Consider the following 15,711-nt stretch of genomic DNA (forward strand, 5'->3'; position numbering starts at 1 on the left):
AACTGTCCTACTTGTCGTTTAACAGGTCACGGCCAAGAAACTTGATGAAAATCATGGAAATGACGGCAACACAGACAAAGACGATGACTGAGAGTGCTGAACCATCCCCAAAATTGGTCTGTTCGAACATCCTTTTGTACGCCAGAATTGATATCGTTTCTGTTGAGTTGGCAGGCCCTCCCCCTGTCAATACATAGACGAGGTCAAATACCCGGAAAGCATCAAGTGTACGGAACAGCAGCGCTACCAGAATACTGGATTTTAACAAAGGCAGTGTAATGGTCGTGAACTGTTTCCATTTGGTCGCTCCGTCGATCGAGGCGGCCTCATAGAGTGAAGACGAAATCGTCTGCAGGCCTGCTAGAAGCAATAAAGCCATATAAGGAGTCGTTTTCCAGACATCTGTAAAAATAATAGAGAACATGGCTCCAATATTGCTTGTCAGCAGATCGGTCGCATTGTCAACGAGGCCCACTTTTTCAAAAATCTTTGCAACAACCCCGTTCTGTCCATCGTAGAGGAACTGCCACATCTTCGCGGAAACGGCGGTTGGAATCGCCCATGGAATGAGGATCGTCGCCCTGACCAAGCCTCTTCCAAAGAAAGCTTTATTGATTAATAGAGCAATCGCAAGTCCAATTACCAGTTCGATAAATACGGAGATGATGGTAAACGCGCTCGTGTTCCAGATCGCCATCCACATCCTCTTGTCCGTCAGATTGCTTTTGTAATGGTCCAATCCGATAAAGTTAGGCTTGATTACCGCTTCGTTCAGGGAAGAAGACAGTCCGAGAGCATCCTCTTCATTTTCAAGTCCCTTAAGCGCCTTAACTTTTGCGGAAACCTTATGAAGCGTCTCATCAAGCTTCATCGCATCGGCTTTATCAACCTTTACCGAGCTTAGTTCATCACTTACCGGCTCCATGTTGGTCAGTTTATCATCAACTTGATCATATTGTTTCTTAACGGCGGCATCACTCTGTATGCCAGCATCTACATCCTTCAGTTCCTTAACCAAACCGTTCAGCGTGTCTGCCGCCGAACCCGCGGCTTTCCCTGCCTCGTCTTCGAGTGTAGTGATCAGAAATGGGTAGCTGTTCAAATACTTCTCTAGATCAATATGATAGCTCAAGTTTACTTCCGATTTCGTTGGATTATTTAGCCTGAGATCGAACATGCTGTAATAAAAAGATTGAAGTACAGGCCAGACTGCAATAAGGAGAATTAATATCAAGGATGGAGCAACAAGCATATAGCCCAATCTGCTTTCAGATGCTTTTCGTTTGTTGCCAGAAGAGGGCTTTACCGGTTTCGGCTGTTTTTTTGGATTTAGTTTAACTTCCACTTTTTCCACTCCTTACATTACGAATGCCATCGATGGACTGGCGAAGCATACAGCCCATCCATCTCATTCTGGAATCGATACCATTAATAATTTTGCATAAGCCCCCATTTAAATGAAGGCTTATGCATTTAATCGTTCAAGCTATTACTTATCAAGCTTTGCAGAAATTTCTTTTTGCATGTTTTTCGCTGCTTGTTCTGGTGTGATCTCTTTAGCGATTGCTTTAGACACCTGGATTTGAATGATATCAGAGATCTCTGTGTAGTTCGGCGCTACAGGACGGGAAACCGCTGATTTAAGGGCGTTGACAAATCCTTCTTCTTTAAAGTAAGGGTTTGCTTTTTGAACCTCTGGGTCTTCGAACAATTTGTTGATCGTTGGAGCATGTCCGCCGTTGATTGCATCAATCTTCTGTCCTTCTTCACCCGCCATGAATTTCAGGAACAACCAAGCTTCTTTCGGTACATCGGTGTTCTTGTTGATTCCCGCTTGCCATCCGCCAAGTGCAGCAGCAGGCCCTTTATCACCGGCTGGAAGTGGTGCCACGCCTACTTTACCTACGATTTTGGATTGTGATTTATCATTAGCAAGAGCAAATTGATACGGCCAGTTACGGATGAAAGCAGATTGACCGTTAATGAATGCGGTATGTGATTCAGGCTCAGCAAATGTTGTTACGTTCTTCGGAACCACATCTGAAGAGGCAACCTCCACGAGCTTCTTGATTCCTTTTACAGCTTCGGGAGAATCAACTACAACTTCTCCCTTTTCATTGATGATCTCTCCGCCATAAGAAGCGATAAATTCAACCGCATTACAGACAAGCCCTTCATATTGCTTCGCCTGCATCAAGTATCCGAACTTGGTGCCGCCTTTCCCTTTATCTGCTTTCGCCTGTTTTAAAAGATCATCCCACGTTTTAGGCGGTGATTTTACAAGGTCAGTACGATAGAAAAGCATACCGGCATCAATGAACTTTGGAAGCGCCCATTGTTTTCCTTTAAACTTCGAAGCGCTTAATGCACCTTCGTTATACTCGTCCAGTTTTACACCGTCTTTTTGGATGAAACGGTCCAGAGGCATAACGTAGCCCGCCTGTGCAAACTCTGCCGGCCATACAACATCCATATCGAAAACGTCGATCTCATCCGATTTCGCGTTGAATGCTGTTACATACGCATTATGCTGTTTTCCTGTGTCAGCAGGCATCTCACGGAATTTAACATCGATGTTCGGATACTTCTTCTCGAACGCTGCTACCATCTTTTGTGTAGCATGTGTATCGTCTTTACCGCGGGCATAAATCAACTCGACTTTTTTCCCTTTGCTGCCGGAATCCTTTGCCTTTTCGTCTGTGCTTGCTTTGTTGTCACTGCATGCAGACAAAACGAGTGAAAGAGCAAGAGATGTTGTAATGACCTTTGAGATCTTTTTGATGTTCATCAAGGTTATCCCCCTTTAATATAATTTGCGGGCCGCTGATTTAAATTCAGGTAGACCGCCGTTTAACCAATTTAAAATCAAGCTGAATTTCTTTTCTTTTGCTTGGCAGTTTCTTTTCTATGGTTTCAATCATTTGTTCCATTGCCCGCTTTGCGATTTCCTCGATCGGCTGTTCAATCGTCGTCAAACCGATTAATTCTGCAACTGGCTGGTCATCGAAACCTATGATGGCCAAATCATCCGGCACCCGCCATTGATGATTGACCGCTTCCTTCCAGATCCCTGCTGCTACTTCATCACTGCCGGTAAATACTGCAGTGGGCGGATCCTTCATGCTGGCTATTTCCTTGAAAATCCGTTTGCCATCTTCAATGCTGTACGCGCTTGTCAGGAACCACTTCTCGTTGAGTGGAAGGCCTGCCTCAGCCAATGCTTTTTTATAACCTTTGTACCGGTCAGAAGCTACACGAGATTCTGTGTTGTCTCCTGAGCAGTAGCCGATTTTTGTATGGCCCTGCTCGATGAGGTGGCGAGTCCCTATGTAACCGCCTTCAATTTGGTTTAAATAGACGGTCGGGACCTTGGCTTCATCATTGTACTCATTACAAAGCATTATCGGCCCAAAGTTCATGTACGGTTCAATGTCACTCCATTCGTTCTCGATGGATGTGAGGATCAGCCCGTCTACTTGCTTTGTTTTCAACAGCTCAAGATAATTGATCTCCTGGTTTCGGCTATAGCTCGTTTGGCAAAGAATCAGCTGGTATCCTTTTTCGGCTGCATAGTTTCCCATGACCTCAACCATTTGGCTGAAGAAGGGATTTGTAATCCTTGGGACATAAACGGCAATGGTTTCAGTCTGCTGTTTTCTTAACCGTCGGGCAGAAGAATTCGGTACATAATTTAATTCTTCCATCGCGTTCATAACGAGTCTTTTCTTTTCATCCGTAACATACGGATGCTGATTGATTACTCTGGAGACTGTCGTTCTCGATAACCCGGCAAGCTTTGCTACATCTTGAATAGTTGCCATTGCGTTCTCCTTCATTTCTCACTATGAAATCGAAATCATGAAATCGGTTTCATAGATTGAGTATAGGTTAAACTTCCCATACGGTCAATAAGTTTTCTAAAAATTTTTATTATAGTTTTAAATAAAACATTTATTCATCGCATTCTCTCCTTTCAAAAGGTATAATCGAGTTAACATCAGGAAAACGATAAAGAGATTGTGTGAATAGGGGGAACGTATTCTCAATGATTAAAGTACGAAACTTAAAAAAATCCTTTGGGGATTTAGAAGTATTAAAAGATATCAACTCTGAAATCAAGGAACGGGAAGTGGTCTGTGTGATCGGCCCGTCAGGTTCAGGGAAAAGCACGTTTCTCCGCTGTTTAAATAAACTTGAGGATATTACAGGCGGAGAAGTGATCGTTAACGGCTACAATCTTGTAGATCCGAAAGTGAACATTAACGTCGTGCGCCAGGATGTCGGCATGGTGTTTCAGCAGTTCAACCTCTTCCCTCATAAATCGGTTTTGGAGAACGTCACACTTGGACCGATTAAAGTAAGGGGAATGGAACCTGCCAAAGCTAAAGAAAAAGCGCTCGCCCTTCTATCCAAAGTTGGCTTGAAAGACAAAGCAGACAGCTATCCCGGACAATTATCCGGCGGACAAAAGCAGCGTGTAGCCATTGCCCGCGCACTGGCTATGGATCCTAAAGTCATGCTGTTTGACGAACCCACTTCAGCACTGGATCCCGAAATGGTGGGAGAAGTTCTTGAAGTTATGAAACAGCTCGCGAAGGAAGGAATGACGATGGTCGTAGTTACCCATGAAATGGGCTTTGCCCGCGAGGTCGGCGACCGTGTGATCTTCATGGACGGCGGATATATCGTCGAAGAGAACATTCCATCCGAATTATTCGGAAATCCTAAGCATGAGCGGACAAAATCGTTTTTAAGCAAAGTTTTATAAGAAAAGCGCAAGCGCCACGCTGAGGCCCGACAAGCGCCGCAGCTTTTACACTGCAACACGCTTTTTGTGTTGTGAAGTAAGAGTGAAGGCGACTAATGATGAAAAGAGGATCTTATTTTTCAATCTATCGAGGGCCTATGCTGAAAACTGAAGTTCGTTTTCAGCCTTGGGCGCTGAAGCTGGACATTACTCCATAGAAAAAAAGCCTGGCGATGCCAGGCTTTTTTTATGGCGCTTTTATTTGATCAACCTTCTGTCTTTAAGGAAATCCCTTGCAACGTCTCTATGTTCTTTCTTATAATGCCTGCTTTTGCGTTCATTTCTGACATGTCTTTTTCGCTGATTTTCCTGCAAGTTCGCCTTAATGTTAAATAGCACCCGCACTAGGTTCATCATTTCTGAACTTCTTCATTTTAACCGTGAAAAACAGCAGTGATGCTGCGAGCATCGGAACCATAAAGTACCCAAGCACGATAGCGTTCTTCCACATAAGGCTGTAATCTCCTGTTGTTATAACAGCTCGCAGCCCTGCGATAGAATAAGACATCGGCATAAAGAAGTGCACTTTTTGCAGGGAAGACGGGATCATCTCTGTCGGGAATGTTCCTCCGCTCGAAGTTAATTGGAAAATAAGCATGAGAATAACAATATAACGGCCGGGGTTCCCCATGGTTGTGACAAGGAACTGAATAATAGCCATAAAGGCGAGACTGATAATAATGCTGAATAGAACAAATCTGCCCGTGCTCTGAACTTCAAGGTCAAGTCCTTTAAGCAGAATCAGGTCAGCAATAAGAGCCTGAAAGATCCCCGTTACCGCCATAAAAGCATATTTACTGAAGAACCAGCTGAATGCATTGTTCGGTTTCACCGCGGGTTCCACCAGCGGAAACACGATGGTCAGCATGAGTGCACCAACAAACAATCCAAGAGATAAAAAGTATGGCGCAAGCCCTGTTCCGTAAGTCATATCCTTAACCGTGCTGGCATTCAATGTGTTTACTGGATTGGAAATCATATTTACTTCATCATCCGTTGCTTTTGCTTTTTGTGCCTGATCTGCGGCACTGTTCAATTCTCCAGCCAATTTCTCATTGCCGGATTTAAGAGAATCCACACCGGAAGCCAGTTTACCTGCCCCTTCGTTCAGCTGGCGGGCTCCATCACTCAGCTTGCCTGAGCCCTCTCTTGCACTTTGCAGCCCATTCGTAAGGTCTAGGCTCCCTTTTGCGAGTTTCGTCTGGCCTTCGCTGAGTTTGCCGACATTATCGACAAGCCCTGACCAGCCCTGAGACAAGCCTGCAGTACCTGCCGACAATTTGGCAGAACCGTCAGCTAATTGATCAGCTCCAGATTTGGCTTCACCCATCTTGGACATGAACATTTTGGTTCCATCAAGCAGCTTTTGCGATCCGGAAGCCAGCTGATCCGTGCCATCCACCAGTTTTTTCTGTCCCGCATGCAGTACCTCTACACCCTTTTGAAACATTTCTTGCCCTGCTGATAATTTGTCGGCTCCAGAAGAGAGATCATCAGCACCGGCTTTTATAGGGGCTGCTCCATCGGCTACTTCTTGAGTCCCGCCGCTTACTTGCTTGCTTCCTTTTTCTAGGGCTGCAATTTTTGCAAGAATGACCGCTTTTGGCAGTTCAGGATTTTGCTCCATTTCAGCTTTAAGAGCAGCAAGTCCTTCGTTCAGAGTTTTTGCTCCAGCTGCCGTTTCGTCAGCACCGTCTTTTAAAGATGTCATCCCTGCAGACAAGCGGGACGCTCCATCCTTAAGGTCATTTGCACCGTGCTCCAGATCTTTTCCTTTATTTTGGAGTACAGCTGATCCTGAATAGGCGTCGGCCGCTCCCTTTTTCAAATCATAAACACCTTTAGACAGCTGTTGTTGTCCGGATATAATCCCGCTTCCCTTTTGATCAAGCTGATCCAGTCCGCCGGAGAGACTGTTCAGGCCCTTTTCAAGGCTGTTTGCCCCATTGCTGAGCTGGTCGATTTCTGGAGATTTTTCTTTCATTCCAGTATAGAGTTGACCCGCTCCATCTCCTGATTGCTTCAAGCCTTCAGACAGCTTTGATGATCCTCCTGCCAGCCGGCCTAATCCGCTGTGAAGATCTTTTGTTTTGTTTGAGAATGTTTCAGTGCCTTTAACAAGATCGTGCGAACCGCCAGAAGCCTTGGATGAACCTTCGGCTAATTTACCTGCACCATCTGATGCTTTTTTATATCCAACACCCATCTCACCAATTTTATCGAAAATGAGACCGGTATACGTTTTAGAAATTTCATTTGAGAGCTTATGTTCAAGCTGTTCTACCCCCTTCTTGCCGATTTGGGAGGCGAGATAGTTGTATCCAGAATTTATTTTGTATTTTAACTGAAGCTTTTCTGGATGAGGATCCATTGCAGTCTTTGCTTTTTCTGAAAAGTTTTCCGGAACCTCGATCACTGCATAATATTGATTGTTCTTTAAACCTTTTTCAGCTTTAGCCGTATTGACAAACTTCCAATCGAAGTCTTGATTATCCTTCAGTTCTTTTACTAAATCATCACCGATCTGCAGCCTTTCTCCTTCAAGCTTCGCTCCCCTATCCTCGTTTACTACAGCAACAGGCAGTTTATCTGTATGTGAGTATGGATCCCAGAAAGCCCATAAGTAGATGCCGCTGTACAGGATTGGAATAAACAGTATCGCTGCAATCGGTATCAGTGCTTTTGGATTTCGGAGAACCGCCCCAAATTGTTTCCTTATCATTTGCATATCACCCATTCCTATCTATTCATACGATATGACTATTTTAGTCAATTGGTCATTTTAATTAAAAAAAAGAGAGATCTACAGAGAGATCACATGAAAAATGACTAAAATTAAAATTTAGTCATTTACAAAAATACCATGAATGGCGGAGCTTTACAACTGTTACTTCTTAAGCCCTGTGATCAGCATTTTTTCAAAAATATCAGCAATTTCTTCCTTGCTGAGGGGCTCATGTTCCTGCTCCCAGTCAAAAACGAGAGAAACATACATCTTCAGCATGACATAAGAAGTAATTTCTGTATTGCAATTCTTAATCTCACCTTTATCGATCGCCTTCCCCAACTCTTGCTTAATAAAGGTAAGGACGGCTTTCTCAAGCATGTCACTTGCTTCCTTTACAGCAGGTGTGTTCAGCTCCTTTCCTTCCTGTGCAATCTTGATTGCCAGCTGGTGGGACTTTCTGAAGTCCAGCACACCATACAAGGCGAAATGGAGGTTCTGGTGAAACGCATGGTCTTCCTTAATGGCATCATTGGCTACATGCCGGATCTGCTTGACAAGATCAGCTACAATCTCTTTGAACAGTTCTTCTTTATTTTCAAAAAAAGTATAGATCGTCCCTTTACCCACGTTGGCAATCTTAGCTACTTGATCCATAGTGGTGGCTTTATATCCAAACAGCGAAAATGATTTCGCTGCAGCTTCAATAATATTTTGTTTTCGATCAATCATGGACTCATTTCCTTTCATTGACCAATTTTAATATCTGGTCAATTTCAAACTTTACCATGTTATTGCCATTCACACAAGACCGTTAGGAAGATTTTAGAGGCAAGGACAGCAAAGCCTTCGTCCCTTTCTCCGGTCGGCTCTCATACCGCACACTCCCTCCAATGTCCCGGATGAGCCTGCTAATAATCATTGTACCCAAACCTGTGCCTTTAGTCTTCGTCGTATAAAAAGGAAGCCCGATCTGCTGAAGTTCTTGCTCAGACATCCCTTTTCCATTGTCCTCAATCGCAAGGGTGATAGAATCTTTGGAAATCGAATGTTTATAGATGGTAATCAAGCCTTCTTTGCCTTCCGTAGATTCAATCGCATTTTTAATTATGTTGATCAGGCATTGTTTTACATGCTGCTCATCGGCAACAATTTGTTCATTCTCACCTGTTTCTTTAAACAGGATGGCTGTATTATGCAGGTATCCGTACGGCCTCAGCAAAGAGAGAGTATCATGGATCAACACATTCAGATTTAAATTCTTTAGATTGGGCTTGCCAGGCTTCACCAAGGTTAAATAATCGGTGATGATTTTATTGGTACGGTCTAGTTCATCCAGGATAAGAGGTGCAAACTCTTCCAGCTTCTTATCTTCCGTATCTTTCGCCAAAAACTGAATAAGCCCCCGTACGGTAGTCAGCGGGTTCCTCACCTCGTGCGCAATCGCTGCCGCCATCTGCCCGACGACAGAAAGTTTGTCGAGGTACGCGGTTTCTTCCAGTCTCATATTGATCGCGGCCAGCCTCTCGATCAGCAAAATGGTAGAAAAGAAGGAAACATGAAAGCAGATGAAATAAACCAAATAAAAATCTCCTGGAAGAAAGTCCATCTCATAATGAATGATCATCATATAAATGATCGTGTATACGGCTCCCAGAACGATCGCCGCTCTCCATTTTTTCTTATCTCCGCTAAAAAAACCTTTGTATGCCGCTCCGATGATATACGCAACTAAAGCAAGCACAACGCCAATAACTGCAAACTGGCCGCCGAGCAAAAGCCTGGCAACGGAAACGACTATTGTGCAAATCGCCCCAGGCAGCCATCCTGCGTAAAGTGTCACCACCACAATCGGAACATTTCTCAGGTCAAAAAAAGAGTCCCTGAGCGTTTCAATCGGATACGCCATACAGAGCAAAGCACACACACCTGCAATCCCGCCATACAGAAGCTTCGCCTTTAGCGTCATCTTCCGATTCATTAAGAAAGGAGCGATTGTATTGCCAATATAGGTTAAAGAATAGATAACAGCTATATTCACAAAAAGCGGCTGTAAAAAGTGTTTCATCACTATTAAGTCCTTTCAGCAGGTCCCTGCAAAAAACAAGTATAACTACATTATTCCTATATTTTTAAAAGCTGAAACGGCCGTTTAGGGGTGACCGACGCTGGAGCTCTTGAGCATAAAAAAGAGCGATAGGTTCCATGGGCCTATCGCATGCTTTCAATGATATGGTTAACTGCCTTTTGAGCTGAAGCAGCACAATCCGGAAGTCCTACCCCTTCATAGGAAGCACCAGCCGCATAAACACCCGGATAATAGGCTGAAAGGTTGTCCTGCAGTTTTTGCCACCGTTGTTTGTGGTTAACCTCATATTGAGGCATGGATTGAATCCAGCGGGAAACATAATAAAATTCAGGTTCAGTGGTAATATCCATGATTTTATTCAAATCATTCATCACAGCTTTTAAAATCGTTTCATCCGACTCAAAAACGATATCCTGATTGTTCGCCCTGCCGACATAACAGCGGAGCAATACCTTTCCTCCAGGTGTTGTATGCGGCCATTTACGGTGTGTCCACGTGCAGGCGGTGATGGTGGTAGGTTCTTGTCTCGAAATGACAAAACCGGTGCCATTAATATCATTTTTTAGGGCGGACGCTGGAAAAGCCATAGCGATCGTAGCGACTGAAGTAGATGGCGTGGAATGAAACTCTTCCACTCTTACGGTTTCAGGCAGCAGCTGCTTGGCTACTGAATAAGGAGAAGCCAATATCACCGAATCGCCATGTGTATTCGTGCCATCTTCCAGTTCAACCCGGTATCTGCCAGTATCTTCTCTATGGATGCCTGAGACCTTTTTGTTTTTCCAGATGCTCTTCTCCTCCAGTAGCTCCTCAAGTCTTTCAACAAGGGATTCGAGGCCGGAGGAAAGGGTTAAGAACTGCCCTTGTTTCTTTTTGCCGTATGTCCCCGGCCGTTCAGGCTTAGGGATGTTCTGCTTCATACCGAGGATCAAGCTTCTTGATTTTCTTTCCACATCCTGAAACTGCGGGAACGTGGATTGCAGGCTAAGCCGGTCGATGTCCCCCGCATAAATTCCAGACAGCAAGGGCTCGATCAAGTTTTCAACAACCTGGTCGCCGAGCCTTCTGCGAAAAAAATGGCCGACAGAGATATCCTGATCTGCTCCATCACGGCGAGGCAGTACAAGGTCCATTGCGGCTCTTGCTTTTCCTGCTTTGGAAAATAATTTGGTTTTAATGAACGGACCTACCTTAGTCGGAACCCCCATTACTGCACCTTCAGGGATCGGATGCAGTTTGCCTCCAGACATGACGTACGCCTGACCTGTTTCGTTTGAAACGAGCTGACCTGCGAGGCCGGCTTCTTCAATTAGCTTCGTCAGGCTCTGCTTTCGCCCTAAATAAGAATCCGGTCCGCGTTCAATCACAAAACCATCCCGATGAATGGTTTTTATCTTCCCCCCAAGACGATCGGATGCTTCAATGAGCGTATAGGTGATCGGAAGGTTCTTTTCCTTCGCTTCTTTATGCAAGTAAAAAGCGGCGGTCAATCCTGTTATCCCACCGCCGATGATTACAACATGCTTCCGTTGAGGCATCATTATCACTTTCCTTTTTGAGTTAAGGCTTCTGAAACAACATCAGCAAGTGCATCGATAAATGTGTCTTTCGCATTCGGCATGGCTGGACGATAATAGTTTACGCCAAGTTCTTCCGTTACTACCTTGCACTCATAGTCATTATCAAACAGCACTTCCAAGTGGTCTGCGATAAATCCAACCGGGCAATACACGTAGGACGTATAGCCGTGCTCTTTATACAAATCTCTTGTTAAATCCTGCACATCTGGCCCGATCCAAGGTTCGGGCGTATTACCTGCGCTTTGCCAGCCGATCGTATAGTGAGGGATATCGGCTTTGGAAGCAATAAGATCTGCCGTTTCCTTCAGCTGATCCGGATAAGGATCTCCCATCTGCAAAATTCGTTCGGGCAGGCTGTGTGCCGAGAAAATCACGACAGTCTTTTCCTTTTCTCCGGATGGGATCCCATCCATTATCTTATTGAGTTCATTCACCCAATAATTAATAAATTTGGGATTGTCATACCATTGATCAATAGAGGTAATTTGAATGCCTCCAAGATTTTCCGCTTCCTCAGCCGCTCTGGAGTTGTAAGATTTTACACTGAACGTAGAATAATGAGGTGCAAGAACAACGGATACTGCTTCCGTAATCCCATCTTCCTTCATTTGTTTAACGGCATCTTCAATATATGGGTCAATATGTTTTAACCCTAAATAACTTTTAAACTCAATGTCTTCATGACGGCTGTTCATCATCTCTTCTAGCCTTAATGCCTGTTCTTCGGTAATCTTCGCTAGAGGAGAGATCCCGCCGATCATTTCATAACGGTGTGTTAAATCCTGCAGCTGCTCTTCCGAAGGCTTTCTTCCGTGTCTGATATGTGTATAATACGGCTCTACTTCATCAAGGCTTCCCGGAGTTCCGTAAGCCATGACAAGCAGTCCTACTTTTCGTTTTCCCAAAATGGTCACCCCAGTTTTTTAGAAGAATAATCATGTATAAATGCTGTTAAACGCTTAAGGGTCTCGACTTGTACCTGTGGAAATATCCCTTTTCCCACATTAAAAATGAACCCTGGCTCTTCCATTCCCTCGTCAAGGATCCGCTTCGCTTTCTCTTCAATAACCTTCCATGGGGCCAATAGAATGGATGGATCCAAGTTACCCTGCAGCGATTTCGTGATCCCCATCTGTCTTGCTTCTCTTGGAGATGTCCTCCAATCAAGACCGATGACATCGATCGGCAGATCATTCCATTCGAGAAGAAGATGACGGGCTCCCGTTCCATATAGTATAAGCGGAACCCCTTCGCCGCGAAGCGCAGAAAAAATCCGGTTCATGACTGGCTTGATATACGTACTGAAGTCTTCAGCATTCAGTGCACCCACCCAGGAATCAAAAATCTGAAACGCCTGAGCACCTGCAGCTATTTGGGCCTTGGCATAGGCAATGGTCATATCACCAAGCTTGTCCATCAGCAGGAACCACGCTTCAGGGTCAGAGTGCATCAATGCTTTTGTGTAGTGGTAATCTCTTGAGGGACCACCTTCTATCATGTAGCTGGCGATCGTAAACGGCGCACCCGCAAAGGTAATGAGCGGTACTTCCAGCTGCTCGCGAAGCAGTTTGATTGTATCCAGAACATAAGGAACATCCTTTTCCGGTTGAATCGTCCCGAGTTTTTCGACATCAGCCATCGTGCGCACAGGAACATCAATAACAGGCCCTACACCTGACTTGATCTCAACGTTTACGCCCAAGGCGGGAACCGGGGACATAATATCCTTATAGAGAATCGCAGCATCTACTCCATGCTGATCCACAGGAAGTTTCGTAACCTGAGCACAAAGCTCCGGGCGGTGAGTTATGTCAAAAAGCGAATATTTTTCCTTCAGTTTTCGATACTCCGGCTGTGAACGCCCTGCTTGGCGCATATACCAAACCGGTACAAAACTGTTGTTCTCTTTTCGGCAGGCTTTTAAAAACTCCTCATTAACTGTCATGATCAACACACCTTTCTGCTTTGAAGCAAAAGCCCGAACCACGATTCTTCCTATACTTTGTGTCCCGACCTACTTATGAATTCCTTAAATTTAAACTCCAGAAACCCGTTCGCTCCATATCCATTAAACATTGTAAAAGAATTCACAATAAATGTATAGCATCGGATTTTAAATGTCATGAATTTGACAAGGCACAGGATGCAAACAAGGTGCCACGCACCAGAAAGGCGGTGCCAGGCACCCCCTTTGTTATCTGAACCACTCCATGGAAACGGTGTTGGATGGCTCGCCTTCCTGATCGGTCTGTGGATTCAGAGGGACGACATAAAACTTCGGCATGCTGAACAAGTACTTTGGAGATACGTTGTAGCTTCCTCTGCCTGTAACGGTATCAATGTGCGTCGCCTTTCCTTCTTTGACAGAATAGATCTTGTACTGCAGCCGTTCATCATTTGATGGCGTCCATGTGAGTTTAATTCCTGGAACCCCAAAGGATCCCAATGCAAAGTCCGCCTTCAGATCCTTGATCTTGACGAGGTCGACTGGCGGCTCCAGCTCTTTGACTCCTTTCGGCTTCTTGAAGGTCAATCCGCGCTGTGAAGGCATCTGATTGATCACATCTTTAAAAAGCCTGGTGGCTTTCTCGCTGGATGTATTGAGGTAGCTTTCGTTTGTGGTTTTATCATATCCGATCCATGCGGCACCCACGACTTTCGGGGTATAACCGACAAACCATGCATCCTTGTTGGCATGCGCCACGCCCTCATAGTTAGTAGTACCTGTCTTCCCCGCCAGCTCTGTATTTACTGAACCATATCTTCCCGTGCCTTTTTCCACGACTACCTGGAGCATACGGGTCATGTACCACGCTGTTTGTTTCTTAAACACCTTCTTTTCTTTATGGCTCGCTTTACCGACAAGCTCACCGTTTCGGTCATAGATTTTAGCGATGACATACGGCTTGATCGTCTTGCCTTCCCGTGCAAATGAGCGGTAAGCTGACATCATTTGATAAGGGGTAACACCATGGTCCAGGCCGCCGAGCGCAATTCCGAGCCCTTTATCAGGAATATCCATACCGAGCTTTTTCAATGAAGCTTTTGAATCATCAATTCCCATTTCATTGAGCAGCCATACGGCGGGGGCATTGATGGAATCACGGATCGCTTCTGCCATGGAGACCCTTCCCCTATAACGCCCGTCATAGTTTTTCGGTTCATACCCGTTGTAGCTCAGCTGTTCATCTTTCAGCATGGAATAAGGTTTATAGGCTTTCGATTCCAGTGCAGGCCCATAAACCGCAAGAGGTTTAAACGATGAGCCAGGCTGACGGTTAACATATACCCTGTTCAGGCCCTCGGTCAGATAACCTCTTCCTCCCTGCGCAGCGATAATACCGCCTGTATCAGCATCCATGAGCACCATGGCTCCTTCAGGACGCTCCTTCCCTGTTCCTACGAAATAATCGGGTTTTAAAAAGGTCTGATACATCGCCTCTTGTGTACTTTCTTTCAGAGGAACGACGACTTTGTACCCGCCTTTTCGCATCTCCTCCCTGGAAAGATGATATTTCTGCTTCGCTTCATGGAGCACCATATCAATATAAGTAGTAAGTGCCGGATTACGCTCTTCCTTATGGATATTGAGAGCGATCGTCTTGCCCTTCGCCCTTACGGCTTGTTCGGCCGAAATAAAATGATGCTTCCCCATCAGATCCAAAACAAGGTCTCTTCTTTTCTTACTAGCCTCTTTATGTTCAATGGGAGAATAATAGCTCGGTGCCTTGGGCATCCCCGCCAGCATGGCTCCTTCTTCAACCGTCAGATCGCTGACGTCCTTATTGAAATAAAATTTAGACGCTGCCTGTATCCCGTAGGCGCCATGGCCAAAATAGATCTGATTCAAATACATCTCCAGAATTTTGTCCTTGCTGTACCTTCGTTCAAGGTTAATCGCGATTACGGCTTCCTTCGTTTTCCTTAACAATGATTTCTCATGAGACAAAAAAACGTTCTTAGCCAGCTGCTGAGTGATCGTGCTTCCGCCCTCAACTTTATGGCCTGCCGCGATATCACGATAAACGGCACGGGCGATCGAGCGAAAATCCAGTCCGTGATGCTCATAAAATCGGGTGTCCTCCACCGCTACAAAAGCATCCTTGACTTCATCTGGAATCTCATCTGCTGAGACCAGCTCCCTGTTTTCTGAATAAATCCTCGTAATGGTATTGCCCTTCAGATCGACAAGTGTAGAGGCAGAGCTCATTACAAGATCCTTATCATCGACAACATAATCGCCGGCCATAAGTATAAACAAATAGCCCATAAACCCCGCTACTAATATTCCAATTAATAAACCAATGCCAAGCATTCCGTTTTTAAACACGTCTGTACCTCTTTTCAAACACTGCCATACTTGATTGCTTATTTTACTATATTATTACAGAATCCGCTAAAACAAGGATAAACTCTTTTGTATTGCAGACGCTAGAAAGACATCGTTAACTATGCCGCTTTCCGTGGTGCTTTCGTTTATTATTTGCTTGCCTTGGGTAAATCATGAATT

At 44.9% G+C, this 15,711-nt stretch carries 11 protein-coding genes; 1 reads left to right on the plus strand and 10 read right to left on the minus strand.

Going from position 1 to position 15,711, the window contains the following annotated elements:
• Positions 1–7: 7 nt before the first annotated feature.
• From QYF49_RS22410 to QYF49_RS22420, 3 genes are all read right to left on the minus strand, one after another.
• On the minus strand, positions 8–1,252 hold the full coding sequence (locus tag QYF49_RS22410) for a carbohydrate ABC transporter permease (protein WP_290401936.1): 1,245 nt from the start codon (positions 1,250–1,252) through the stop codon (positions 8–10).
• Between the two features lie 237 nt (positions 1,253–1,489).
• A complete protein-coding gene (locus QYF49_RS22415) occupies positions 1,490–2,788 on the minus strand; it encodes an ABC transporter substrate-binding protein (RefSeq protein WP_290401820.1) in 1,299 nt (432 codons plus the stop codon).
• Between the two features lie 46 nt (positions 2,789–2,834).
• A complete protein-coding gene (locus tag QYF49_RS22420; protein ID WP_290401821.1) occupies positions 2,835–3,821 on the minus strand; it encodes a LacI family DNA-binding transcriptional regulator in 987 nt (328 codons plus the stop codon).
• 224 nt (positions 3,822–4,045) lie between these two features.
• Between QYF49_RS22420 and QYF49_RS22425 the strand changes: the two genes are divergently transcribed.
• Complete coding sequence (locus QYF49_RS22425; protein WP_290401822.1) at positions 4,046–4,768, plus strand: amino acid ABC transporter ATP-binding protein; 723 nt, start codon at positions 4,046–4,048, stop codon at positions 4,766–4,768.
• Between the two features lie 367 nt (positions 4,769–5,135).
• On the opposite strand, the gene QYF49_RS22430 is transcribed toward QYF49_RS22425, so the two are convergent.
• From QYF49_RS22430 to QYF49_RS22460, 7 genes are all read right to left on the minus strand, one after another.
• Positions 5,136–7,529 (minus strand): YhgE/Pip domain-containing protein, encoded by a 2,394-nt coding sequence (locus QYF49_RS22430; protein ID WP_290401823.1) that lies wholly within the window; start codon positions 7,527–7,529, stop codon positions 5,136–5,138.
• A gap of 165 nt (positions 7,530–7,694) precedes the next feature.
• Positions 7,695–8,264 (minus strand): TetR/AcrR family transcriptional regulator, encoded by a 570-nt coding sequence (locus tag QYF49_RS22435; RefSeq protein ID WP_290401824.1) that lies wholly within the window; start codon positions 8,262–8,264, stop codon positions 7,695–7,697.
• Between the two features lie 82 nt (positions 8,265–8,346).
• Complete coding sequence (locus QYF49_RS22440) at positions 8,347–9,600, minus strand: ATP-binding protein (RefSeq protein ID WP_290401825.1); 1,254 nt, start codon at positions 9,598–9,600, stop codon at positions 8,347–8,349.
• 143 nt (positions 9,601–9,743) lie between these two features.
• Positions 9,744–11,162, minus strand: a complete 1,419-nt coding sequence (gene hemY, locus QYF49_RS22445) for a protoporphyrinogen oxidase (protein WP_290401826.1) — start codon at positions 11,160–11,162, stop codon at positions 9,744–9,746.
• A gap of 2 nt (positions 11,163–11,164) precedes the next feature.
• Entirely contained in the window at positions 11,165–12,106 is a 942-nt protein-coding gene (gene hemH / locus QYF49_RS22450; protein ID WP_290401827.1) for a ferrochelatase, read from the minus strand.
• A gap of 5 nt (positions 12,107–12,111) precedes the next feature.
• On the minus strand, positions 12,112–13,146 hold the full coding sequence (gene hemE / locus QYF49_RS22455) for a uroporphyrinogen decarboxylase (protein WP_425589623.1): 1,035 nt from the start codon (positions 13,144–13,146) through the stop codon (positions 12,112–12,114).
• 249 nt (positions 13,147–13,395) lie between these two features.
• A complete protein-coding gene (locus tag QYF49_RS22460; RefSeq protein WP_425589624.1) occupies positions 13,396–15,531 on the minus strand; it encodes a transglycosylase domain-containing protein in 2,136 nt (711 codons plus the stop codon).
• Positions 15,532–15,711 lie beyond the last annotated feature (180 nt).

This window comes from Fictibacillus terranigra (assembly GCF_030412265.1).
In the GTDB taxonomy this organism is placed as follows: domain Bacteria; phylum Bacillota; class Bacilli; order Bacillales; family Fictibacillaceae; genus Fictibacillus_C; species Fictibacillus_C terrinigri.

What these genes read in the sequence shown, in the direction of transcription:
- hemY (WP_290401826.1), bottom strand. Translation starts at nt 11,162, where the DNA reads ATGATGCCTCAACGGAAGCATGTTGTAATCATCGGCGGTGGGATAACA.
- QYF49_RS22425 (WP_290401822.1), top strand. Translation starts at nt 4,046, where the DNA reads ATGATTAAAGTACGAAACTTAAAAAAATCCTTTGGGGATTTAGAAGTA.
- QYF49_RS22435 (WP_290401824.1), bottom strand. Translation starts at nt 8,264, where the DNA reads ATGATTGATCGAAAACAAAATATTATTGAAGCTGCAGCGAAATCATTT.
- QYF49_RS22410 (WP_290401936.1), bottom strand. Translation starts at nt 1,252, where the DNA reads ATGCTTGTTGCTCCATCCTTGATATTAATTCTCCTTATTGCAGTCTGG.
- hemE (WP_425589623.1), bottom strand. Translation starts at nt 13,146, where the DNA reads ATGACAGTTAATGAGGAGTTTTTAAAAGCCTGCCGAAAAGAGAACAAC.
- QYF49_RS22440 (WP_290401825.1), bottom strand. Translation starts at nt 9,600, where the DNA reads ATGAAACACTTTTTACAGCCGCTTTTTGTGAATATAGCTGTTATCTAT.
- QYF49_RS22415 (WP_290401820.1), bottom strand. Translation starts at nt 2,788, where the DNA reads ATGAACATCAAAAAGATCTCAAAGGTCATTACAACATCTCTTGCTCTT.
- QYF49_RS22430 (WP_290401823.1), bottom strand. Translation starts at nt 7,529, where the DNA reads ATGATAAGGAAACAATTTGGGGCGGTTCTCCGAAATCCAAAAGCACTG.
- QYF49_RS22420 (WP_290401821.1), bottom strand. Translation starts at nt 3,821, where the DNA reads ATGGCAACTATTCAAGATGTAGCAAAGCTTGCCGGGTTATCGAGAACG.